At 58.0% G+C, this 22,634-nt stretch carries 16 protein-coding genes; 13 read left to right on the top strand and 3 right to left on the bottom strand.

From position 1 onward, the window contains the following. Nucleotides 1-51: 51 nt before the first annotated feature. Nucleotides 52-864, bottom strand: coding sequence for a phytanoyl-CoA dioxygenase family protein (locus V3W40_RS25585; RefSeq protein ID WP_330215850.1), 813 nt, complete (start codon nucleotides 862-864; stop codon nucleotides 52-54). A gap of 105 nt (nucleotides 865-969) precedes the next feature. Between V3W40_RS25585 and V3W40_RS25580 the strand changes: the two genes are divergently transcribed. Both V3W40_RS25580 and V3W40_RS25575 read left to right on the top strand, forming a co-directional pair. After that, complete coding sequence (locus V3W40_RS25580) at nucleotides 970-1,884, top strand: LysR family transcriptional regulator (protein ID WP_330215849.1); 915 nt, start codon at nucleotides 970-972, stop codon at nucleotides 1,882-1,884. 119 nt (nucleotides 1,885-2,003) lie between these two features. Further along, nucleotides 2,004-2,531, top strand: a complete 528-nt coding sequence (locus V3W40_RS25575) for a sterol desaturase family protein (RefSeq protein WP_330215848.1) — start codon at nucleotides 2,004-2,006, stop codon at nucleotides 2,529-2,531. On the opposite strand, the gene V3W40_RS25570 is transcribed toward V3W40_RS25575, so the two are convergent. Both V3W40_RS25570 and V3W40_RS25565 read right to left on the bottom strand, forming a co-directional pair. After that, complete coding sequence (locus V3W40_RS25570) at nucleotides 2,495-3,826, bottom strand: McrC family protein (RefSeq protein WP_074846622.1); 1,332 nt, start codon at nucleotides 3,824-3,826, stop codon at nucleotides 2,495-2,497. The two genes, V3W40_RS25575 and V3W40_RS25570, sit on opposite strands and share 37 nt — an antisense overlap. Beyond that, complete coding sequence (locus V3W40_RS25565) at nucleotides 3,823-5,835, bottom strand: McrB family protein (RefSeq protein ID WP_330215847.1); 2,013 nt, start codon at nucleotides 5,833-5,835, stop codon at nucleotides 3,823-3,825. The genes V3W40_RS25570 and V3W40_RS25565 overlap by 4 nt, the downstream gene beginning before the upstream one ends. 262 nt (nucleotides 5,836-6,097) lie before the next feature. Here V3W40_RS25565 and V3W40_RS25560 point away from each other — a divergent pair, with 262 nt between their 5' ends. The 11 genes from V3W40_RS25560 (at nucleotide 6,098) to V3W40_RS25510 (ending at nucleotide 22,626) form a co-directional block, all read left to right on the top strand. After that, entirely contained in the window at nucleotides 6,098-7,465 is a 1,368-nt protein-coding gene (locus V3W40_RS25560; RefSeq protein ID WP_330215846.1) for a cytochrome C, read from the top strand. Then, the gene (locus tag V3W40_RS25555; RefSeq protein WP_065927731.1) at nucleotides 7,462-7,974 is read left to right on the top strand and encodes a sorbitol dehydrogenase; all 513 of its coding nucleotides are present in this window, start codon (nucleotides 7,462-7,464) and stop codon (nucleotides 7,972-7,974) included. Before V3W40_RS25560 ends, V3W40_RS25555 begins: the two co-directional genes overlap by 4 nt. Beyond that, nucleotides 7,971-10,181: a GMC family oxidoreductase gene (locus V3W40_RS25550; RefSeq protein WP_330215845.1), complete on the top strand. Its 2,211-nt coding sequence runs from the start codon at nucleotides 7,971-7,973 to the stop codon at nucleotides 10,179-10,181. The genes V3W40_RS25555 and V3W40_RS25550 overlap by 4 nt, the downstream gene beginning before the upstream one ends. A gap of 164 nt (nucleotides 10,182-10,345) precedes the next feature. Further along, on the top strand, nucleotides 10,346-12,643 hold the full coding sequence (locus V3W40_RS25545) for an AAA family ATPase (protein ID WP_074846607.1): 2,298 nt from the start codon (nucleotides 10,346-10,348) through the stop codon (nucleotides 12,641-12,643). Beyond that, complete coding sequence (locus tag V3W40_RS25540; protein WP_065927734.1) at nucleotides 12,640-13,488, top strand: HNH endonuclease; 849 nt, start codon at nucleotides 12,640-12,642, stop codon at nucleotides 13,486-13,488. Before V3W40_RS25545 ends, V3W40_RS25540 begins: the two co-directional genes overlap by 4 nt. A gap of 257 nt (nucleotides 13,489-13,745) precedes the next feature. Beyond that, nucleotides 13,746-14,987: a multidrug efflux RND transporter periplasmic adaptor subunit MexE gene (gene mexE, locus V3W40_RS25535; RefSeq protein ID WP_065927800.1), complete on the top strand. Its 1,242-nt coding sequence runs from the start codon at nucleotides 13,746-13,748 to the stop codon at nucleotides 14,985-14,987. Nucleotides 14,988-15,002: 15 nt separating this feature from the next. Beyond that, complete coding sequence (locus V3W40_RS25530; RefSeq protein ID WP_330215844.1) at nucleotides 15,003-18,182, top strand: efflux RND transporter permease subunit; 3,180 nt, start codon at nucleotides 15,003-15,005, stop codon at nucleotides 18,180-18,182. Beyond that, complete coding sequence (locus V3W40_RS25525) at nucleotides 18,179-19,594, top strand: TolC family protein (RefSeq protein ID WP_330215843.1); 1,416 nt, start codon at nucleotides 18,179-18,181, stop codon at nucleotides 19,592-19,594. The genes V3W40_RS25530 and V3W40_RS25525 overlap by 4 nt, the downstream gene beginning before the upstream one ends. 427 nt (nucleotides 19,595-20,021) lie before the next feature. Then, entirely contained in the window at nucleotides 20,022-20,162 is a 141-nt protein-coding gene (locus tag V3W40_RS25520) for a hypothetical protein (RefSeq protein WP_330215842.1), read from the top strand. Between the two features lie 41 nt (nucleotides 20,163-20,203). Beyond that, a complete protein-coding gene (locus V3W40_RS25515; RefSeq protein ID WP_330215841.1) occupies nucleotides 20,204-21,145 on the top strand; it encodes a cupin-like domain-containing protein in 942 nt (313 codons plus the stop codon). Between the two features lie 251 nt (nucleotides 21,146-21,396). Next, nucleotides 21,397-22,626: a hypothetical protein gene (locus V3W40_RS25510; protein ID WP_330215840.1), complete on the top strand. Its 1,230-nt coding sequence runs from the start codon at nucleotides 21,397-21,399 to the stop codon at nucleotides 22,624-22,626. Nucleotides 22,627-22,634: the final 8 nt, after the last annotated feature.

Here is a 22,634-nt window from a genome sequence, read left to right as displayed (position 1 = left end):
CAGATCAGGGATGGGCAGATGTCAGCGAAATTACGCTCTAAAAGTTATGCGTCAACCAGCTTTATGGATCGTTGGAAACCAGTCTTCGCGCAAGCGCTGGCCGGTTTGCATGGCGTGGCCTGGGTAAGGTGGGGACGTACGCCCCGGACGTTCGAGGTAGCGCACATCATCCCCGAGCCAGCGCAACGAAAGTACCCGTCGACGCTGCGCGGAGCCATTGCCACGGGCGCCGTGTACCGTGCGAAAGTCGAACAGCACCGCGTCACCCGGTTGCATTTCCCATTCCAACACCGGCATGCCCTCCTCCGCGTCCGGGTCCGGTGCGTCGCGGTAGTCATCCGCGCCTTGATAGAAGTCGCTCTGGTCGGCCCAGCGCACTGGCCGGATGCCTTTTTCCCAGCGATGAGAACCGGGCAGCAGCCGCAGGGTTGATTCGCGCACCGGGTCCACGGGAATCCAAAAACTCACGGACTGGCTGCCCTCGACGAAGTAGTACGGGATGTCCTGGTGCCAGGGCGTGGCTTTTTGCGTGCCGGGTTCCTTGACCAGCACATGGTCATGAAAAAACTGCGCGGTGCGCGACTGCATCACCTGCGCGGCAATCACGGCGGCGGGCGACTGCTCGATGATCGCGCGAAATTCGGGGATGCGTTGCCAGTTGCAATAGTCGTCGAAAAAACCGCCGGACTGCCCGCCCTGCTCGATGTAGCGGCTTGCGTACACGCCAGGCTCCGCGAGGTTGCGCTCGATGCCCGCAGCGATCTGTGCGGTCCAATCGCTGAAGATGCCTCGCAGGCACACCGCGCCATCGCGCTGGAAGGCGTCGATGTCTTTTTGGTCAACGGTGTATGAGCTATGGGTCATGGCCGGGTACTCCCTTAACAAAATGAAAGTTGTGCAGGGCCAATATTCCATGACGACCAAATAAGATAAAATAATAAGTCTTGATGTATCACCAAAGAAAAACCTATGAACTTCACCTTGCGGCAATTGCGCTATGCCCTGGCGGCGGCCAAGCACGGCAACCTCACCCTGGCGGCTGAAGAGTTGCACGTTTCCCAACCGTCCATCTCCACGGCGATCACCGAGCTGGAAGGCCTTTACGGGCAACCGCTGTTCGTTCGCCAGCGCGGGCTGGGCGTGTCGTTGACGCCGTTTGGGCGCACCGTCATGGCCCAGGCCAAGCGCGTGCTCGCCGAGGCGCGAACGTTCGCGGACATCGGCAGCCAAGCCGATGATTTTGCCGGGGATCTGGTGCTGGGCTGTTACGCGGACCTCGCGCCGTATTGCTTGCCGCAAATCCTCAAGCGCCTGCAGCAGGCTTCGCCACGGGTCAGGGTGGATATGCGCGAAGGCGGGTTTGAATACCTGGGCAAACGGCTTGGTGAAGGGACCCTGGAACTGGCCTTGACCTACGACCTGGGCTTGCCGGCCAACATGGAGCGCGTCGAACTCTGCCAACTGACCGCTCACGCCCTGCTGGCGGCAGATCATCCGCTCGCGGCAGAAAAGCAGGTGGACATGGTCGCGCTCAGTGCCTGCAACCTGGTGGTGATGGACCAGATCCACAGCTGGCAGCATATCCTCGACCTGTTCAACGCTTTTGGCCTGGTGCCCGCCAGCGTGCAGCCCACCCATAGTTTCGAATTCCAGCGCAGCCTGGTCGCCAATGGTTTCGGCGCGGCGCTCACCTACACCCGCCCCTTCGGCGACCACAGCTACGACGGCCAGCCGCTGGTGTGCCGGCCGATCAAACAGCAGCTGCCTGCGCAACGTATCGTGCTGGCCTACGATCAGCGCTACCCGTTGACACCGCCCGCCGAGGCATTCAAGGCACACGCGTTGGCGTGGTTCTCACAGCGACAACCGTTTGCGACGTTTTGACGATGTGACGCAACACTCATCCTGTCACCGGTGCCCACACTGCCAGTTGTGTGCAGAAGCGCGAAAGCTGACACTCGCGCCTCCATTCATCCATCGCGCACTACAGGGATATTCCGCACATGGCTGCTTCAAATAAATGGCTGATGTCGTCAGTCGCTTATTACCTCGACTTTTTTACCGTTCCGCTGTTCGTCGCCCTTGCCCTTTACCTCGCGCCGTTTGACCTTACCCTCGCCCTTGCCGGCCTGCTGGCCTGGACCTTGGTGGAGTATTCGGCGCACCGTTTCCTGTTCCATTCGCTGTATCGCCGCGAGCATTGGACCCACCACATCGACGTGCTGGCCTACATCGGCGTGTCCAGTTGGAAAACCAGCTCGACCTTCGCCGTGCTGTTGCTGCTCGCCTGGTCCACCGGCCTCATCTCGGCCTTTATCGGCGCCGTAGCGGGCTATTTCGTCTACATCTCGCTGCATTACGTGATGCACCGCCCCCAGCACTGGGCCTATGGATTTATTCCGGGGCTGGTGGCCAATCACGACCTGCATCACCGCAAAGGCATCGAGAAGAACTTCGGTGTGTCTTCGCCGCTGTGGGACCATGTGTTTCGCACTTATATTCGGGTTGAGGCGGATGCAGAGCCGGCCTGAGCCCCCTCAGTGCTGATAAATCTCCCCAGGGGGGATGCCTCGGGGAGCAGCAATTTACTGCGCTCAAGGCAAAACGGCAGGATCCAGAGTTTCAAGCCCTCGGCGCTCTTGAAATCGAAAACGGGCAAGGGTTCGCAGAACGACTCTGTCCATGGATAGATCAGAACGGCGTGCCCTGTGTCCTTCAAGTAGAGGTGGGCGTACGCATGGAGCTGGTAAAAGTCGGCCTGGCTGAGCTTGTACTTCTCGAAACGGTTGCCTTTGGCGCGATCCAATAACTTCCATTTGGTGTCGAGCACCATTCGCGGCTGCGTGCCCTCTTGAACCAGCAGGTCGGGCTTCAGGCGGAACCAGTTCTCGTCCTTGTGCACCACCAGGTGCTCGCGGCTGACCTGGGTTTTCAGGCCAAAGCCGTCCTCCAACTGGCGCGCCAGATGCTTCGCCACATAGGCCTCAAAAACCGCCTCCATCGGAAACAACAACGACGGCACGTGATGCTGGCCGGCGCCCGGTACGGGGCTATTGCCCTGCAGGATGAGCCGCGCCCATTCAAGGGCAGGTTCGTAATATGCCATGCCCCGGTCCAGCCGGATGCGTTTGAAGTCCTGCGCCACATCGGTGGGCAGCGGCACATCAGCGAAAACAAAACACAACTCGCGCGCCAGACGCTGATTGGCGGGCGCGCTGCACATACCCAGTGCTTTGCGCAGGGCCGCATGAATCAGGCGATTTTCAGCACGGTCCGGAGTGAACTCATCGTGCTCGGTAAAGAACCGGTCGCGCCGCACCAGATTCTCCGAGAGGTGACGCGCCATCACCAGCTTGCCGCGCAGGCTGGATAAGTTGGCTTGCCGGGCGGTGTAATCACTGCGCAGCCCTTTCCTGACGACATGCCTGACCGTCTCGAGAAACTGTTGCAGGAACACCTCGAGTAGCGGCATTCGGTCAGCCTGAAGATCGGCATTCAGCGTCTTGAGGTGACGAAAACCGCGCAGGCACTTGAGCATCTCGATCAGTTTCCGGCGCGCCAGGGACGCTGATGTTTCGCTGCCGATCTTGGGCAGGATCTCGATCTGGAAACCGCAAGGTGCACGCAGGACGCCCACATAGCTGGTCACCTGGATAACGCGCTGCCCTCGGCGGCTGGTCAGTCTGAGCCAGGCAGGTGCGTGCTCGTCGGCTTTCAGGCATTGCTCTTCCAGCCAGGCAAATACGCGCCCGGGGATTACCGTTGCGCTCACCCCGTCGCCAGACTCCACCAGCCTGCCGTACTCAAAGATCTGTACGGCACTCATTCGGCGACAGGCTTGAATAGCGTCGAATAGATACCGATGTACGCTTGCGGTGTGTTGAAGGTGTCAGCATTCAGGCTATAGCGTGGCCGTAGCGCATACTCGTCCCACTCATCACTCGAACCAAACAGGTTCGTGGCCCCTCTGCCCGACTCAACATCGCGTACAAACTGGAGCTCAGGCGCTTTCTTTTGGTTGTCGCCCAGTACCAGCCTTATTTTCTGCCAATCGTCGAAAAAGTACTCCTCCAGCAGCGGGATGATCCGGGTTCTGAAAAGCGTGGCCAACGCCCCGAAACGCTGCTCCGAGGACATGCCTTTCAATGGCGTGAAATAGGCATGCCCGATGGTGTGCTCACGGTCATACAACGCTTCGATGCGCATGTTCAGGGCGGTCAACAGTTGTTCCAGGTCAATCTGGTGATCGCCCTTGGACACCGTGACACCCTTCAATACACGGGGATCCGGCATCAGTTCGATGAACTCGAAGCGGCGGCGCAAGGCGGTATCGACCAGCGCCAACGAACGGTCGGCGGTGTTCATCGTGCCGATCACGTCGACGTTCAAAGGCACGCTGAACGGCTTGCCTGAATAGGGCAGCGTCAGTGTCACCGAATTGACCTCACCTTCACGCTTGTCGAGTTCGATCAAGGTGATCAGTTCGCCGAAAATCTTGCTGATGTTGCCTCGGTTGATTTCGTCGATCACCATCGCGTACTGATGCGCAGGGTCCTTCCTGGCCCGCTCGCACAGGCGCAAGAAAGCACCCGGTTTAATCTCATAACGAACGTCGCCGGTGGTGGTCGCATCCGCATGAGCAGCGGTGCTGTCGAAAATCACCGGACGCAGCCCTTCGACAAATTCTTCGTAGCCGTAAGACTGGTGGAAGGTAACGAATTCGAAGCGTTGCGAAGGGTAGTCGGCCTCGAGCAGACGTTGCAAGGTCCAGGTTTTGCCCGTGCCGGGCGGGCCGAAATAGATTTGATTGCGGGTGATGATATTGGCCTCAGACAGCGCACTGTCACCCAGCAATACGTCCTCTTCCATGGCGACAACCTCTTCGATGCGGTACTGATCCGGCCAATAGCCAATGCGGCTGGAACGCTGGCCTCGTTTTGCCGAAACGCCCTGTTTCTGCGCATTGGCCGCTTCAACCAATGCCACCAGTTCAGGGCTCAACTTCTGGTTCAGCGGCACGGCATCCAGGCCGTCAAACGCCAACCATCGGACTTCGACACAATCAAAGCGCACAAACAGTGCCCCCATCGTCGATCCCCGAATGGCGCTTTTTTCTTTCCCGCCGAATACCAACTGCGTGTTGGTGGCTTTCGTGGCCCACCAGTCAAAACCCAACCCATGAACCGCGATGGCAAGACGCACAAACAACTGCGTCATTTCGCTGCTCCACTTTGGCTGCCGTTCTCTGAAATCCTTGCAGCACTGAAAATGCTGCAACAGTTGCGCAGCGTTCGGCGTTGTAATCAAACCCAGTTGTTCGGCCACTTGGTTGTACCCGATTGGGAAATGGTTGATGGCGTGTGCGCTCCACTCGATGATTCCCGAGAGGCCTATCGCCAGGCCTTCTTCGGCCGACATGAGCGCAACAATCGGCGAGTCGTGGTAAGGCCCACGGATTTCGTCGTAGCGCCTGCGCAGGGAGGCATCGTCGAGTTTAGCGTCGACCAGATCGATCTTGACGAAGAAACCGTCAACGGCGTCGATGCCTACGGTGTAGGCCAGCTCCAGGGGAGCATCCGCGTACGGATAGATACGCGACCAGTTGTAGGCCACGAACTTTCTGTTCCACTGGTCTATGGGTCGGCGAATGGTTTTAGTGGTGCCTTGGGGGAAGAGACGCTCCTGTAAAGTCTCAGCCCACCGCTTGGTGATGTCATAGGCGTTGCGCAGTTGGCTGTAAGCGTCGCGATGGGTGGTATCGGTCTTGTCGAAGACCTTTTCGTGCCATTCGCTCAGGCATGCGAATTGGTCATGGGTAAAGTTGGTGGGTACCACGTGCTGAAATTCCTTCCCTTGAAAGTAATTTCATACTGCCATCAGTGCTTAAGACTTGGATAGTAGCGAGGTCAAAATGTTTACGGAAAGTCGCGCGTCTGCTCCACAGCCTGCTTGGCGATTGTTTTTATTACAAACAAATCTAGCCGCCCATACACCTGCGCCGCCAACCTTATCTACGCTCTAGCCCGTGCCAGGAGGCGCATTGAAGAGTCCATGACGGACCCACTGTCTCCCGGCGCCTGATGCCTAGGAGATACCGATGAGAATGGAAACCCATCGCCCCCGGCCCGGGTTCGGCTGTGCGCTGTTTGGCGCGTTGCTGAGCCCCCTGGTCGTCGCGGCCCCCACGTTGTCTACGCAAATACCCTTCGATGTCACGGCGACCCCGCCCTTTTCCCTGTCCAGCCTGCAAGCCAACTTCGATGAAATGTCGTGGCAGACGTTCATCGCGCTGAACTGGCCGGCCCTGGACACGGGTCAACCCAACAGCGCTGTGCAGATCGGCCAGCAGGACGCGGCCACCGTGTGGGAAAGCTATAAGGAGAGCTATCAGATATTCCTGGCCCAAGGGAAGAAGCCGCTGCCCTTTCATGCGCCCGCCAGCGTGCCGAAAGCCTGTGAAGGCAAGGGTTCCGGGCGCTTGCTGCAACAGATGGGCAAGGTTCCGGATGTGCTCGACGAGTTTATCCAGCCGTTTGAAAGCGGCCCCCTGGTGGACCAGAGCGGCGTGTACACGCGCAATGAAATCGTGGTCAACCAAGCCATGTTCGACGGCATCGTCAACAACGGCCTCTACAGCATCCAGGGCCAACAGGCGTTTTTTGCCGCCAGCCCGACCAATGCCGTGGCGTTCAGTTGCGGTAACCCGAGCACCAGTGAGGTGGGTTCGCTGATGGTCAAGGCCGCGTGGAAGGTGTTGGACGGCAACGACAATCCCGCCAGCTTCCATAGTGTCGATGCCCTGGTGTATACGCCGGGCAACAGCGACCCGAGCAAGGGGCCGGTGGTGGCCGAGTCCTGCGTGGCCGAGCCGGTCGGGCTGGTGGGCCTGCATATCGTGCACAAGACCACCAGCGCGCCGCAGTGGGTGTGGTCGACCTTCGAACACGTCGACAATGTGCCGGAAAAGACCACGCCGCCCGCCGAGCGCAAAGGCCCGTACCTGTTCTACAACGCCAGCAGCCAGGCCGAGGTCAACCAGCCGCCGCCCCGGCCATGGAACCCGGCGGTGAAGGCCACGCCCTCGCAGATCGTGCGCGAGATACCGTTGACGGATGAAACCAAGGCCCTCAACACCACCTACCAGACCCTGCTGCGCACGGTGAATCCCAACAGTGTATGGGCCAACTATCAGCTGATCAGCACCCAGTGGCCGACGCTCAGCGGCCAGCCGCCGTGCCAGATCTCCGCAACCCGGCCGCTGGGCAACCCGGCACCCTCGTTCCTCGCCAATGCCACGCTGGAGACCTATATCCAGGGCACCGTACCCCAGGCGTCGTCCAGTTGCATCGCCTGTCACGGCAATGCCGCCACCCACGTGACCCAGTCGCCGCGCACCAGCTTCGCGGACTTCACCTACCTGCTCGAACGCGCCCAATCCACCGGTGTGACAAGGAGTCAGCCATGAGTACCGACCTGGACAATTTCACTGGCCTGAGCGTGGTGCTCACCGGCATCGATCAGGAACTGCTGGCGCCGTCGGTAGACCCCATCGGCCTGCCCAGCACCTTTCTCAACTTCATCGGCCCGCGTGTCGGGCAAAGCGTGCTCAGCGCCCTGCTGGCCCAGTACGCCACGCTGGCGGCCGAGCAGGCGACACCGCAGCAAATCGGCACAGCGATCCTGATGCAGAACGGCCAACCGGCACCGACGCAAACCGCCCAGGTGGCACGCGCGATCATGAAGCTCTGGCTGCTGGGCGTGTGGTACCAGCCGTATACCCAGGGCGCGTTCCCGCTCGGCGAGCAAACCGTGGTGAGTGACGAGGCCTACACCCAGAGCTGGGCGTGGAGTATTGCCCAGGCCCATCCCATGGGCTACAGCGAGTTCTTCTTCGGCTACTGGAACAGCCCGCCGCCCAGCCTGGAAGACTTCACCGGGGTTAACGCCAGCACGCAGCCAGGAGCATCGTCATGAGTAGCGAACAAGCAGATGTGGTGATTGTCGGTGCGGGCCTTGCGGGCAGCCTCATTGCCTATCAATTGGGCCTGGCCGGGGTGCAAGTGCTGGTGCTGGAATCGGGGCCGGAGATCCCGCCCAATCGCAACCAGTACCTGGAGCGTTTCTATACCGCGACGTTGAAGACGCCCGAATCACCCTACCCGCCGGTGAGCACCTTGAGCCCGCTGCGCAAGCCGGCCGAACAGAACGCACCGCGCGCGACCATCGCCGACCTGATCAACGGCTGGAACAACCCCGACATCAGCTACCTGGTACAAAAAGGCCCGCTGCCGTTCACCAGTACCTATGAGCGCGTGGGCGGCGGCACCACCTGGCATTGGGTCGCCACCTGCCTGCGCATGCTGCCGAATGATTTCCGGATGAAATCCCTGTACGGCGTGGGGGTGGACTGGCCGATCAGCTACAACGACCTGCAAAGCGCCTATTGCCGTGCCGAAGCGGAGATCGGTGTGGCGGCGAACGTGGCCGACCAGGCGTACCTGGGCATCACCTTCCCGGCCAACTATGAATACCCGATGACCAGCATCCCGCTGTCGCTGGTCGATGGCAGCTTCGTCAGCGCGGTGCAGGGCCAGTCGTTCGAGGGCCTGCCCTTGGTGGTCAGCCCGACGCCGGCCGGGCGCAACTCGCAGCCGTATGCCGGGCGACGGGTGTGCGCGGGTAACACCAACTGCACGCCGATCTGCCCGATCCAGGCCAAGTACGATGCCACGGTGACCATGAACAACGCGCTCAACACCGGCAATGTGCGGGTGCTGTACAAGACCGTGGCGAGCAAGGTCACCGTGGGGGCGGACAACAGCATCAGCGGTATCGAGTTCATCCAGTACCAGCTTGGTGACGGACCACCGACCGGCACCGGCGTTGCGGTGGGGCAACGTTATGTGATCGCCGCCCATGCCATCGAGACGCCCAAGTTGCTGCTCAATTCCACCAGCAGCGCCTGGCCCAACGGCGTGGCCAACAGCAGCGGCCAGGTCGGGCGCAGCCTGGCGGACCACCCGATCTACCTGGCCTGGGGCCTGATGCCCGAGGGCAAGACGGTGTTCCCGTATCGCGGCCCGGTGTCCACCTCCGGCATCGAAAGCCTGCGCGACGGCGCGTTCCGCAGCCAGCGCGCGGCCTGGCGGATCGAGATCGGCAACGAGGGCTTCAACTGGCCGATCGGCGATCCCTACACCACCGTCGCCGACCTGATTGATGGCACCAACATCAGCAAGACCAACCCGCTGCCAAACACACCGGGCGCGCCCCAGGTGCTGTTCGGCACGGCGCTGGTGCAACAGCTGAACAACCTGCTCACGCGGCAATTTCGGATAGGCTTCCTGGTGGAGCAAGTGGAGGAAGATCCCAATAACGCCAACTGCTATATCGTGCCTTCCAGCCAATACAAGGACCGCCTGGGCATCCCGCGCCCGGAAATCCACTACGACCTGTCCGACTACACCAAGGAAGGCTTCAAACAGGCGCGGATCCTGGCCAGCCATGTCATCACCGAACTGCTCGGGGCTACCGAACTGACTGCCGACATCCCGCCTGGGGTGTTCACCTACCAAGGGCAATCCTATTCGTTCCAGGGTGCCGGGCATTTGATGGGCACCTACCGCATGGGGGACGACCCCAAGACCTCGGTGGTGGACAAGACCCAACGCAGTTGGGACCACAACAACCTGTTCCTGGTGGGTGATGGCGTGTTCCCCACCACCGGCACCTCCAACCCAAGCCTGACCATCGCCGCGCTGTCGATCCAGGCCGGCGACACCCTGTGCAACGAGCTCAAGGCCGCGACAGTACAGGTGCAGGCCAACCAGCCATGGCAAGGCACTGGCGTGCAGATCAGCGGCCCGAGCCCGCGCCTGGTGCGGTATGTCAGCAGCAAGTGGCTGGCCAGCCCGGTGGGCGGCATGGTCGATGGCAACGGCAGCCCCGGGCTGATCGCCAAGGCGGGCTACACCTTGCCGGGAGCCAATGAGGGCGCGCTGATTGGCCGTGTGAGCAGCAGCGGGACACCGTTTCTGGTGGGTGACCTGGCGGAGATTCCGGCGGGGCAGACCGGGGAATTGCAGCTGTGCATCAACGATGATCTGGAGGGGCGTTATGGCATTGGGTTGGGGGATAACCAGGGGGCGCTGACGGTGCAGGTGGGGTTCGGTACCACGTAGGGTCCTGGGCTGCGGGGAAAACCCGCAGCCCATTTTTTTTAGGTGGCTGGCAGACAGTCGAAAATGGCTACTCGCCACTACTTGAATCGATAGGTAAACTTCAAACCCATGCACCTCGGGGGCGGTCCCCGGTCTCTAATGTCATAGGAAACAGGTGGACATTCATGGAAGAAAGTCATATCTGGCTCGGCGAGCTATTAGCACGCGCACAGGCCAGTCAGCTTCAGAGCGAGATGACGGACGCTCAATTCCAGCAGGTTTTGCTCTATGTCCTCGCCGTGCAAATCGTGGACTGGGACAGCCCTAAATGGGTCAAGGAGCGGGAGACTAAGTACTGGGTCTACCACGACACCATTCAGGCCTGCGTGCACATGCTGATGGAGCACTGTGGCCTCGCCGAAAAAATCACTGCATGCGACGAACAGACCTACGAACAGCTATCAGTGCTGTTGGATGAGGTCACGGAGCAACTGGACGGAGAAGAGTGCCTCAACCTGTTCGACGCACTTTTTTATTTTCTTGCCACCCAAGCCCGTTTCGACCGCCGCCATGCCCAGATCAGCGGAGCACTCGCCACCGGCTTGGCGCGCGATGAAGGGCTGATCGACCTGGAGCCCTATAGTGGCGAAGCCTTCGTCAAGCATTTCGACCTCCATCAGGGCCGGTTTGCATACTTGCTTGTTGAAGGTAGCGCGGCCCTACACCACTTGACCCGACTCAGACTGATCGTGCAAGGCGTCAATGCCGAACTGATCCAAGGTCTGCCGAATGACTTCAAACGTGAGGGCCTGTCACTGCTGGATAACCCGGTCTACTTGAAACAGCCCTTCGTCTCACTGTTACAACGGACCGAAGAAGGCACGTTAACGGGGCGAACACTGATGGTGTTCACGCCTGGCCGGACCCCAACCCCCGCCTCCCTGGATAAACTCAAGCAACACCTGTCCAGCAATGACCTGCTTGAAGCCGTGTTCGATTTCACGAGCTATAACGACGCTGGCAACGCCACCCGCTACTACGCCTGGTTGTTGAATAGCCAAAAATCCCAGGCAGACAGAACGTTGTGCATCGACACACGCAAATTGCTGTCTGGGATTCGGGGGGTCAGCGCAGAAGAGCTCGCCTACTTCTCAGCAGCGATTTACCAGATATGGAGGTCAGATGGAGCGTTGCGCTTTAGCCAATACCCTGAGTCGAAGCTGCTGGGTTCACTCAAAGGGCTGTTTGCCCAATGGTTCGACACTGGGTATGAGGATGTCGACGGCGTTTGCGTAGAATTGGACACCAAGGATGTGCTCAGGACCCGCATCGGCGGGACTCGGGTTCCGCCCGTTGATCGAGTACGGGAAATTTCACTGCTCGACCGGCGCCCGCTGGAGCACCTGCTCGCGCAACCAGGCAGCGTATCTTCCTGCACCTACGTCATCGGTAACAATGGTGCCGGCAAAAGCCTGTTGTTGGCTTCTCTGGTTGACCACCTGCAGCAACAGTCCACCGCCAGTGTGGCCATTGTGGTCGGGCCGATTGACCGTTTTCCCTTGGGCAATCGCGAGAAGTATCCTCATTATCGCTACCTGGGCGACCGGACGAGTACCGGGTATTCATCGCAAACCATCGAGCGCAAGTTGATCGACCTGTTGGTCGAAACGGTCGAGATACCTGAGCGCCTGGCGTTGCTGGAAAACCTGCTTGAGCGCATGGGCCTCAAACAGCGCCTGTACCTTGCGCCCAATGGTGCATTCAACGAACTGCTGCGACCACTCGACCTGGCCGCCCAAGTCATTCCCCTTGCCCTCGCGGTCAGTGAACATGTTTCCCTCAAGGGACTGAGTCTCGCATTGAGTCGCCAAGGCCATTCCAACCTGCTGAAATTCACCGACCTCAGCTCCGGCGAACAACAGGTGCTGCTCTTGTTCGCCAAAATCATGGCAAGCGCCGGCCCCGGCAAAGTGCTGCTGATCGATGAGCCAGAAGTGAGCCTGCATGTCGGTTGGCAGCAGTTGCTGCCGAGCCTGTTCAGCCTGATGGCAGAACGTCTGCAAACCCGGTTCGTGATTGCCACCCATTCACCGACGCTGGTTGCCAATGCCAAGGACAACCTGAGCCATTGTTTTATGGCCAAGGACAATCAACTGACAGAAATTGCGCCTGAACAGCGCCACTCAGTAGAGACCATCCTGCTCAAGGGCTTCGAGACCTACACCCCGCACAACCGGGAAGTCGCCGAGCGCTGCGCGGCGCTTGTGACAGAGGCGATTCGAGCAACCAACCGGGGCCAGGCGGGTAAGTATGCCCAACAACATGAAGACCTCAGGAAAGCACTGGAATACATGACAACCATCATGAAGACCTCCGGTGACGCCGAAGACAAGCGCTACCAACAGGACCTGCAACTCATCGACCACGCGAGTCTTGCCATCACCGAAACCTTTGCCCTTGCGCAACAGGCGTTGCCAGCATGACCCGCCCCACCGGCGAGCCGAAGGCAGCGCTCCCCTACAGCGAACAGCGCAAGTTTCTGCACGCATTGCGCAAGGGGGCAAAAGCTTTTGATAAAACTATCTGGGGCAAGCTGGGCGACCCTGCCAAAGCCGACTGTGCGGCGCTCAAAAAACGCTTGCGCGTAGCGCTGAAAAGCCGCCAGGAGCCCAGGTGTTGTTACTGCAAGCGCTGGTTGCTTAACCATGCGAGTGCAGCACCCATCGAACACGTGCTGTCACGCGACACCTATCCTCAATTCGCCTTGCATCCGCGCAACCTGGCGATTGCGTGTGTCGATTGCAATTCGGTCAAGGGCAAGGCCGACTGGGGCAAGTTCCCTGGCGCCCCGGCGCTTTACCCCACGGCAGACGTCATGACCTTCTTTCATCCCCGTCACCATCGCTACGATGAACATATCCGCTTCATCCGTATGGAAACCAATCGCCAGGAGTTCGTCAGCTATCACGGCCTCACGCCCCAAGGACAACACCTGTGCACCCAATTACTCAGCGCTGTGGTCGGTAAGCGCAGCCTTAAGCGCAGCTACCCCGCGCTGGCGGGCTGGCAACGCACCATCGACGACTTGGATGCCCAGGGCGACTCAACAGACCGCCCAGAACTGCAAGCCTTTCGCCATGCCATGGAAATAACGATTGCCGAACGGCTGAACGACGGCGGCAAGGCCAGCGCACTGTGGGTGGTTCCAGATGACGCCACCAAAGATGCTGCACCTAAAACATCGGGCCGCAAACACACTCGGTCACGCAAACAGCAACTCGCTCATGATCCCATTCGCGCTATCCAGGAACAGCTTGCATTCGACTGATCGCGCAGACGTCAAGCTACACCGCAATCTGGATATGTAGCCTCAACACAAAGGACCTGAGAGGTTCGTTACACACGCAACAACAGTCCTTTGTCATCACGCCCATTGATAGCCCCCTAACGAAACCCCCATGCTAGAGGGCTAACCCCGCGCTTATATCATTCCGAATGATAGTTACCTTTGCTTCATTCGATTCGTGACATACCGCCTCGCCGCGCATGATCCGCCCATCTCAAATACATTGGCGGATGCACCTCATGGAACAGTCACTCAAACATTTGCGCTTCCCCCTGGCGATCCTGGCCGTGGTGGTGATGAGCGCGTGCGGCAAGACCCCGGAACAAGCGGCCGCCATGCCACCGGCAAAAGTCAGCGTGGCCAAGGTGCTTGAGCAGCCGGTCAACGAGTGGGATGAATTCACCGGTCGCCTGGAAGCGCCCGAAACCGTACAGATTCGTCCACGGGTCTCTGGCCAGATTGACCAAGTCGCTTTCACCGAAGGCGCTTTGGTCAAGAAAGGCGACCTGCTGTTCCAGATCGACCCGCGTCCGTTCCAGGCCGAAGTGCGCCGCCTGGAAGCCCAACTGGCTCAAACCAAAGCCGCCGCCACCCGCAGCGACAACGAAGCCCAGCGCGGCGAACGCCTGCGCCAGAGCAATGCGATCTCCGCCGAACTGGCCGACTCGCGCACCACCGCCGCCCAGGAAGCCCGCGCCGCCGTCGCCGGGATCCAGGCGCAGTTGGACCTGGCCAAGCTGAACCTGAGCTTCACCCGCGTGACCTCGCCGATCAGCGGCCGCGTCAGCCGTGCCGAAATCACCGCCGGCAACCTGGTGACCGCCGACGTCACCGCGCTGACCAGCGTGGTCTCCACCGACAAGGTCTACGCCTACTTCGACGCCGATGAACGTGTGTACCTCAAGTACACCGAACTCGCTCGTCAAGGCCGCCGTGGCGCGACCACCCCGGTGTACCTGGGCCTGTCGAATGAAACCGGCAACCCGCACCTGGGCCAGATGAACTTCGTCGACAACCAGGTCAACCCGGCCACCGGCACCATCCGTGGGCGCGCCGTGTTCGATAACAGCAAGGGCGAATACACCCCTGGCCTGTATGCACGCCTGAAGCTGGTCGGCAGCGGCACCTACTCCGCCGTGCTGATCAACGACGAGGCCGTCGGCACCGACCTGGGCAAGAAGTTCGTGCTGGTGATGGAAGGCGACAAGCCGGCGTATCGCGCAGTGGAACTGGGGCCGAAGATCGAAGGCCTGCGCATCGTGCGCAGCGGCCTGAACAAGGACGACACCATTATCGTCAAGGGCCTGCAACGCGCACGCCCCGGCTCGCCGGTCGCCCCGGAAACCATCCCGATGGCCAGCAAGGAAACCCTCGCCGCCTTGGCCCAACAACGACAAGCGCTTGAAGCCAGCAACCTGGAGCAAGTGGCGCCGGAAAAAACCGCGCCCAAGCTCGCAGCCGTTGCGTCTCCACGCGGTTAAGGGATACGACTCAAGATGAATTTTTCCAAGTTCTTCATTTCACGGCCGATCTTCGCAGCGGTGCTGTCGCTGCTGATCCTGATCGCCGGTGCGATCTCGCTGTTCCAGTTGCCGATCAGCGAATACCCGGAGGTGGTGCCGCCGACCGTGGTGGTGCGCGCCAACTTCCCGGGCGCCAACCCCAAGGTCATCGGTGAAACCGTGGCCGCGCCGCTGGAGCAAGCCATCACCGGCGTCGAGGGCATGCTGTACATGTCCTCGCAATCGACGGCCGACGGCAAGCTGACCCTGACCATCACCTTCGCCCTGGGTACCGACCTGGACAATGCGCAGGTGCAGGTGCAAAACCGGGTGACACGGACTCAGCCAAAACTGCCTGAGGAAGTGACGCGCATCGGTATCACCGTGGACAAGGCCTCCCCCGACCTGACCATGGTGGTGCACTTGACCTCCCCGGATCAGCGCTACGACATGCTGTACCTGTCCAACTACGCGATCCTCAATATCAAGGATGAGCTGGCCCGCCTGGGCGGCGTCGGCGACGTGCAGCTGTTCGGCATGGGCGACTACTCTCTGCGTGTATGGCTGGATCCGAACAAGACCGCCTCGCGCAACCTGACCGCGACCGACGTGGTCACCGCGATCCGCGAGCAGAACCGCCAGGTGGCAGCCGGTGCCCTGGGCGCCCAGCCTGCACCGTCTGACACCAGCTTCCAGTTATCGGTGAATACCCAGGGTCGCCTGGTCACCGAGGAAGAGTTCGAAAACATTGTGATCCGCGCCGGCGCCAACGGTGAAATCACGCGCCTCAGGGACATTGCCCGGGTCGAGTTGGGGTCGAGCCAATACGCGCTGCGCTCGCTGATCGATAACCAGCCGGCCGTCGCGATTCCGATTTTCCAACGCCCCGGCTCCAATGCCATCGACATCTCCAACGATGTGCGCAGCAAGATGGCCGAGCTGAAAAAGAGCTTCCCGGCCGGCATGGATTACCGCATCGCCTATGACCCGACGATCTTTGTGCGCGGCTCCATCGAAGCGGTGGTGCACACCCTGTTCGAAGCGCTGATCCTCGTGGTGCTGGTGGTGATCCTGTTCCTGCAGACCTGGCGCGCCTCGATCATTCCGTTGGTGGCGGTGCCGGTCTCGTTGATCGGGACCTTTGCGGTGATGCACCTGTTCGGCTTCTCGCTCAACGCGCTGTCGCTGTTCGGATTGGTACTGGCCATCGGCATCGTGGTGGACGACGCCATCGTGGTGGTGGAGAACGTCGAACGTAATATCGAGCTGGGCCTGGAGCCGTTCCCGGCGACTGAAAAAGCCATGAGCGAAGTGACCGGCCCGATCATCGCCACCGCGCTGGTGCTGTGTGCGGTGTTCATTCCAGCGGCGTTTATCAGTGGCTTGACCGGGCAGTTCTACAAACAGTTCGCCTTGACCATTGCGATCTCGACGGTGATCTCGGCGTTTAACTCGCTGACCCTGTCCCCTGCCCTGGCCGCCGTGTTGCTGCGCGGTCACGACGCACCGAAGGATCGTTTCTCGAAGGTCCTCGACAAGCTCCTCGGTGGCTGGCTGTTCCGTCCCTTCAACCGCTTTTTCGAAAAGTCCAGCCATGGCTACGTGAGTACCGTACGCCGGGTGATTCGCGGCACGGGCATTGCCCTGTTCGTGTACGCCGGCCTGATGGTGCTGACCTTCTTCGGGTTTGCCCACACCCCGACCGGCTTCGTACCGGCGCAGGATAAGCAATACCTGGTGGCCTTCGCCCAACTGCCCGACGCTGCGAGCCTGGACCGCACCGAAAACGTGATGAAGCGCATGTCGGAGATCGCCCTGAAACAGCCCGGCGTGGAAAGCGCGATTGCCTTCCCTGGCCTGTCGATCAACGGGTTCACCAACAGCCCGAACAGCGGCATCGTGTTTGTGACCTTGAAGCCGTTCGATGAGCGTAAAGACGCGAGCATGTCCGCCGGTGCGATTGCCGGTGCGCTGAACGGCCAATACGCCAACATCGAAGAAGCCTACATGGCGATCTTCCCACCGCCGCCGGTACAAGGCCTGGGCACGATCGGCGGGTTCCGCCTGCAGATCGAAGACCGTGGCAACCTCGGCTATGACGAGCTGTACAAAGAAGTGCAGAACGTCATCACCAAGAGCCGTGGCGTGCCCGAGTTGTTCGGCCTGTTCACCAGCTACACGGTCAACGTGCCCCAGGTCGATGCCGCCATCGACCGCGAAAAGGCCAAGACCCACGGCGTGGCGATCAGCGACATCTTCGACACCCTGCAGGTCTACCTGGGTTCGCTGTATGCCAACGACTTCAACCGCTTCGGGCGTACCTACCAGGTCAACGTGCAGGCTGAACAACAGTTCCGCCAGGACGCCGACCAGATCGGCCAGCTGAAAGTACGCAACAACAAGGGCGAGATGATCCCGCTGGCGACCTTTATCAAGGTCAGCGACACCTCGGGGCCGGACCGCGTGATGCACTACAACGGCTTTATCACCGCCGAGATCAACGGCAACGCGGCACCGGGCTACAGCTCCGGCCAGGCCCAGGCGGCGATTGAAAAACTGTTGAAGGATGAACTGCCCAACGGCATGACCTACGAGTGGACCGACCTGACCTATCAGCAAATCCTCTCGGGCAACACTGCGCTGTTCGTGTTCCCGCTCTGCGTACTGCTGGCGTTCCTGGTACTCGCCGCCCAATACGAAAGCTGGAGCCTGCCGCTGGCGGTGATCCTGATCGTCCCGATGACGCTGCTGTCGGCCATTACCGGGGTAATCATCTCCGGTAGCGACAACAACATCTTCACCCAGATCGGCCTGATCGTACTGGTGGGCCTGGCGTGCAAGAACGCGATTCTGATCGTCGAGTTCGCCAAGGACAAACAGCAGGAAGGCCTCGACCCGCTCGCTGCGGTACTGGAAGCCTGCCGCCTGCGTCTGCGGCCGATCCTGATGACCTCGTTCGCCTTCATCATGGGTGTGGTGCCACTGGTGTTGTCCAGCGGTGCCGGTGCCGAGATGCGTCATGCCATGGGCGTGGCGGTGTTCTCCGGGATGATCGGGGTGACCTTCTTCGGCCTGTTGCTGACACCAGTGTTCTACGTACTGATCCGTCGCTATGTGGAGCGCAGCGAAGCGCGCAAAGCGGCCAAGGCCTTGAAGCTGGAGACACAGCAATGAGTGTGAAAGTATTCCTGCCGAGCTTGCTGGTCCTGGCGCTGAGCGCCTGTGCCGTGGGCCCGGACTACAAGACCCAGACCCCGGAGGCGGCGAACATCACCGCCGCCGCGGATGCCAAGCAGTATGACCACGCCAAGTTCGAAGGCGTCTGGTGGCAGCAGTTCGACGACCCGACCCTCAACCAGTTGGTCACGCAATCGCTGCAAGGTAACCGTGATCTGCGCGTGGCGTTTGCCCGTCTGCGTGCTGCCCGTGCAATCCGCGATGACGCCAGCAATGACGCCATGCCGACCATTACCAGCCGCGTCAGCAGCGACCAGGGCAAGGGCCAGATCCCGGGCCAGACCACCCGCCGGGTCAAGACCGAGCGTTACGACCTGGGCCTGGACATGGCCTGGGAACTGGACCTGTTCGGGCGCATCCAGCGCAACCTGGAAGCCACCGACGCCGACCAGCAAGCCGCCGAGGCCGACCTGTACCAACTGCAAGTCACCCTGATTGCCGAACTGGTGGACGCCTACGGCCAACTGCGCGGCGCGCAACTGCGTGAACGCATCGCCCTCGACAACCTGAAGAACCAGCAGGACTCGCGCACCATCACCGTCAGCCTGCGCGACGCCGGTGTGGGTGACCAACTCGACGTGGAGCGCGCCGACGCACGCCTCGCCGCAGTGGAAGCCAGCGTGCCGCAACTGCAGGCCGAACAGGTGCGTGAGCGCAACCGCATCGCCACCCTCCTCGGCCAGCGTCCCGACAAGCTGACCGTGGACCTGAGCCCGAAAGACCTGCCGGCGATTGCCAAGGCGTTGCCGATCGGCGACCCGGGGCAACTGCTGCAACGGCGCCCGGACATCCTCAGCGCCGAACGCAAACTGGCCGCCGCCACCGCGCGTATCGGCGTAGCCAAGGCCGACCTGTTCCCACGGGTCAGCCTCAGCGGCTTCCTCGGCTTCACCGCCGGGCGCGGTTCGCAGATCGGTTCATCCGCCGCGAATGCCTGGGCCCTTGGCCCGAGCATCACCTGGGCCGCCTTCGACCTGGGCAGCGTCCGCGCCCGCCTGCGGGGTGCAGACGCCGAAGCCGACGGCGCCCTGGCAAGCTACGAGCAACAAGTGCTGCTGGCGCTGGAAGAGTCCGAGAATGCCTTCAGCGATTACGGCAAGCGTCAGCAACGCCTGGTCTCGCTGATCCGCCAAAGCGAATCCAGCCGCGCCGCCGCCGACCTCGCCGCGATCCGCTACCGCGAAGGCACCGTGGACTTCCTCGTCCTGCTCGACGCGCAACGCGAACGCCTGGCCGCCGAAGACTCCCAGGCCCAGGCCGAAGTGGACCTGTATCGCGGGATTGTGGCGATCTACAAGGCGCTGGGAGGTGGCTGGAAGCCAGACACCGTCGTGGCGACTGCCAAGTAACGTAAAGAGCTCCTTTGGTTGGTCGCATCCAGCCAATTTTTAGCCCCGTGGCCTATTTGGTCATGGGGCTTTTTTTGTTTGGAGCGTCCTAAAATGTTGAAAGTTACTTCTGTAAGCGAAACAAGAAGTCCTTCGTAGGTCACTTCCTAATACCGCGCTGCGCCTGGCAATCAGGAGTACATGCTTTTTATTGCGGCTGCCATTTCTTCTATTATCGAAGCACTGATACATAAAATCGCAATGTGTGCATTTGCGTTATACCGGCAAGATGGTCTTTACTCTAGGAGTCGCTGATTAGTTCAGAGATTTCGCGGATCCTCACCGACAAATCAGGCTATCCCGCGTGGTTCTGGACCGAAATATAATCAGCGACCGTTTAATCTAAGCTTGACACTACCTTACCGATTAACCAATGAGAGAATATAAAATGAAAAATGAAGATATGATTGAATACACTCTAGAGTCAGACAATGCTTTCGCCGCCAAGAATGAAAGTGAAGACGTCTCTTTCTTCATGGACGCGGCAGATGATGAATTAATGCTTCAGGCTGTTTTTAGCCGCTGTTAATAGTTCGCTAGGACTACTACAAGAAAGGTCATTCATTATGAGTGACCTTTTTAAAAACAACAGCAACCCATAAAGCAAGGATTATCCCCTTGTCAAATAAAAATATAATTCATCTTGAGAGCATTAATGCTAGCGATTCCATAGCATTCCAAAAGAACTATCTCATGAATGAAAAGCCAGTCATTATAAAAGGAATGGGCAAGGATTGGCCTGCAATTAGACGTTGGTCCGCTACTTTTTTTAAAAACACCTATGGGCACATTAAAGTGCCTGTCTGCTACTACAAGACAAAACAGCAAGAGCGCTACAGAGACCAAGTTAAAATACCTCTAAAGGAATATATATGCTTAGCAGAAAAAAACAACCACATCGACAGTAACGTCGAGTTACCATATTTGGGCGGATGGATCTATTACGAAGAGTTCCCTGAGCTTTTAGATGATATAGATATGATGCTGCCTTGTTTTCCTGATAACTGGCTATACAAACTGCCACCTTCAATCTCAATACCACCGACAAACTTAATCATCGGATATAAAAATGTATCAAGTCCACTCCATACAGATTCATTTTTCGTTAATTCTGTATTAACCATGATTGTGGGTGAAAAAAAAGCACGCATGGTTTCGCCATCCCATACATTTGCAGTTTCAAATGGACAAGATTTATTTAACCCCGAAATTGCTAAGCAAGTGCTCAAGCAAGGTGCAGATATTTTTGAAGGTACAATATCGGAAGGTGATGCATTTTATATCCCGCCTGGGTGGTGGCATAACGTAATCAACTGCGGCTTCACTATCGCCGTACAAAACTTACATGTAGACACTTATAGATTTCCACTTTTTGAACAGCAAATACGCGGATTAGTTTTACCCATATTAACTAAAATCGAAAATTTAGGAAGGGAGGCCAGAGAAGAACTATTCAAAGCAGAAAAAGCACTTCCCCCCCCCTTTATCTCATCAGATTGGAGGTTTTATTGAACATGAAAAAAACTATATTATGCGTCTTAAAGATTCAGCAAAAAGGTCTGAAGATTTTCTAAGCAGCTATTATTTAAATAACTCTAGCAGCTAAATAAAAAATCACTCACAAAGCTTAAATCAACAAAACATTGATTATATATTTTTTGCACATATTTTTTCAAAAAAAAAAAACACACACAACTAAAGCCGAAGAAAAATTAAAATTTAATATCCCTATAAAACTGGCACCGAGAAACCAAGGAGGCTTTATGGAGGAGAACAATAAGTTAATTAGAATTGCTGTGGATGCAGCTCCTGGATCATTGAGGTCTCCTCGTAACTATGGAGCTCTACAGTTAGCAAGTTTGGGAGCGCTACCTCCACGAGCACCATTGTCTACACCACTCCCAAACGTGAGCATAGAGGGCGGCTGTGATATAAATGTTAGAGATGAGGGGCATACATATACTCTTTCACCCAGAGTCAATAGTAGCTGTAAAGATAATATTTCAGGGAAAGACTATGTGAACGGGCTTAATTTCCTAGCTAGTCATGATGTTATTGTCCGCCATCTAATCATGACTAAAGCAAAGTTAGGATTAACACAAGATGGCAGTGCCATTATCAGATTCCAGGAAAAAGTTCCAGCGTTTGAAGGGTTGCTATCATCCCCTGCCTGGATACCGTTCCGTGGTGATAAATGGCCGGGAGCACGGCAAATTCGTGAAATTTCCCCTAATCGCTGGGAGGCCTTTTGCCCCTACAATAGAACCCCCTCTATTCTTATAGAAGTTGTTCGTAACGCTGAAGAAAATGTCATTCTTTACGAAAAAGGAATTATTAATCAAACTGCAGACACCGCGACCCCATTTAACTCAACCCCATCAGCAAATGGACAGCGTATCATTAAAAAAACCTCTCTTAGAGGTATTCTTGTTTTTTCAGGTGAGCTTGGCGGAGATGACAAAAGATCACTTCGAATAGAAATAAAAAATATTTTAAAAAATACCAACTGCGGAGAACATGTAGGTTGGGCAAAAGCATCGACACCCTCTGATGATCCAGCGCCACTAAAAAATTTAATAACTCTAGATTGGTCTCCTATAGCATCGAGAAACGGTCTTATTCTAGCATTTCCCGATTATTACCCTAACGCTACAGTTGCTTGGTCTATTGCGACGACACTTCATAAATACGGTATACCTTGCACTCCCGTTTCTGACAGTTATTCAAATCCTAAAGTTAAAGCCGCTATGCGACTAATGATCGTTTCAGGCCCAACCGATGATGCTTGGAGTAGATACGCGTCATTAATATTATGTCCCGCCTGGCGAAGCGAATCAAAAGCCCAAAGACTATATGTAAGCATATTAAAATCATCTGTATTTAACAGTACACACAAAAAATTGCTCGATGACTTATTAGACGATTTATGTCCAAGCGTGATGATTGGTGCCATTCCAAGTATCTGCTTGAGCAATGTTGATTTTAAAAATTAATATGCCTG

The sequence above is a fragment of the Pseudomonas sp. AM8 genome, assembly GCF_036346475.1.
Classification (GTDB): Bacteria; Pseudomonadota; Gammaproteobacteria; order Pseudomonadales; family Pseudomonadaceae; genus Aquipseudomonas; species Aquipseudomonas marginalis.
The sequence above is the reverse complement of the archived record's forward strand: the minus strand, read 5'-3'. Positions and strand labels throughout refer to the sequence as shown.

Coding starts and splice junctions, on each gene's coding strand:
- V3W40_RS25570 (WP_074846622.1), bottom strand. CDS start 3,826: ATGAGTGCCGTACAGATCTTTGAGTACGGCAGGCTGGTGGAGTCTGGC.
- V3W40_RS25580 (WP_330215849.1), top strand. CDS start 970: ATGAACTTCACCTTGCGGCAATTGCGCTATGCCCTGGCGGCGGCCAAG.
- V3W40_RS25525 (WP_330215843.1), top strand. CDS start 18,179: ATGAGTGTGAAAGTATTCCTGCCGAGCTTGCTGGTCCTGGCGCTGAGC.
- V3W40_RS25560 (WP_330215846.1), top strand. CDS start 6,098: ATGAGAATGGAAACCCATCGCCCCCGGCCCGGGTTCGGCTGTGCGCTG.
- V3W40_RS25555 (WP_065927731.1), top strand. CDS start 7,462: ATGAGTACCGACCTGGACAATTTCACTGGCCTGAGCGTGGTGCTCACC.
- V3W40_RS25530 (WP_330215844.1), top strand. CDS start 15,003: ATGAATTTTTCCAAGTTCTTCATTTCACGGCCGATCTTCGCAGCGGTG.
- V3W40_RS25520 (WP_330215842.1), top strand. CDS start 20,022: ATGAAAAATGAAGATATGATTGAATACACTCTAGAGTCAGACAATGCT.
- mexE (WP_065927800.1), top strand. CDS start 13,746: ATGGAACAGTCACTCAAACATTTGCGCTTCCCCCTGGCGATCCTGGCC.
- V3W40_RS25540 (WP_065927734.1), top strand. CDS start 12,640: ATGACCCGCCCCACCGGCGAGCCGAAGGCAGCGCTCCCCTACAGCGAA.
- V3W40_RS25545 (WP_074846607.1), top strand. CDS start 10,346: ATGGAAGAAAGTCATATCTGGCTCGGCGAGCTATTAGCACGCGCACAG.
- V3W40_RS25550 (WP_330215845.1), top strand. CDS start 7,971: ATGAGTAGCGAACAAGCAGATGTGGTGATTGTCGGTGCGGGCCTTGCG.
- V3W40_RS25575 (WP_330215848.1), top strand. CDS start 2,004: ATGGCTGCTTCAAATAAATGGCTGATGTCGTCAGTCGCTTATTACCTC.
- V3W40_RS25510 (WP_330215840.1), top strand. CDS start 21,397: ATGGAGGAGAACAATAAGTTAATTAGAATTGCTGTGGATGCAGCTCCT.
- V3W40_RS25585 (WP_330215850.1), bottom strand. CDS start 864: ATGACCCATAGCTCATACACCGTTGACCAAAAAGACATCGACGCCTTC.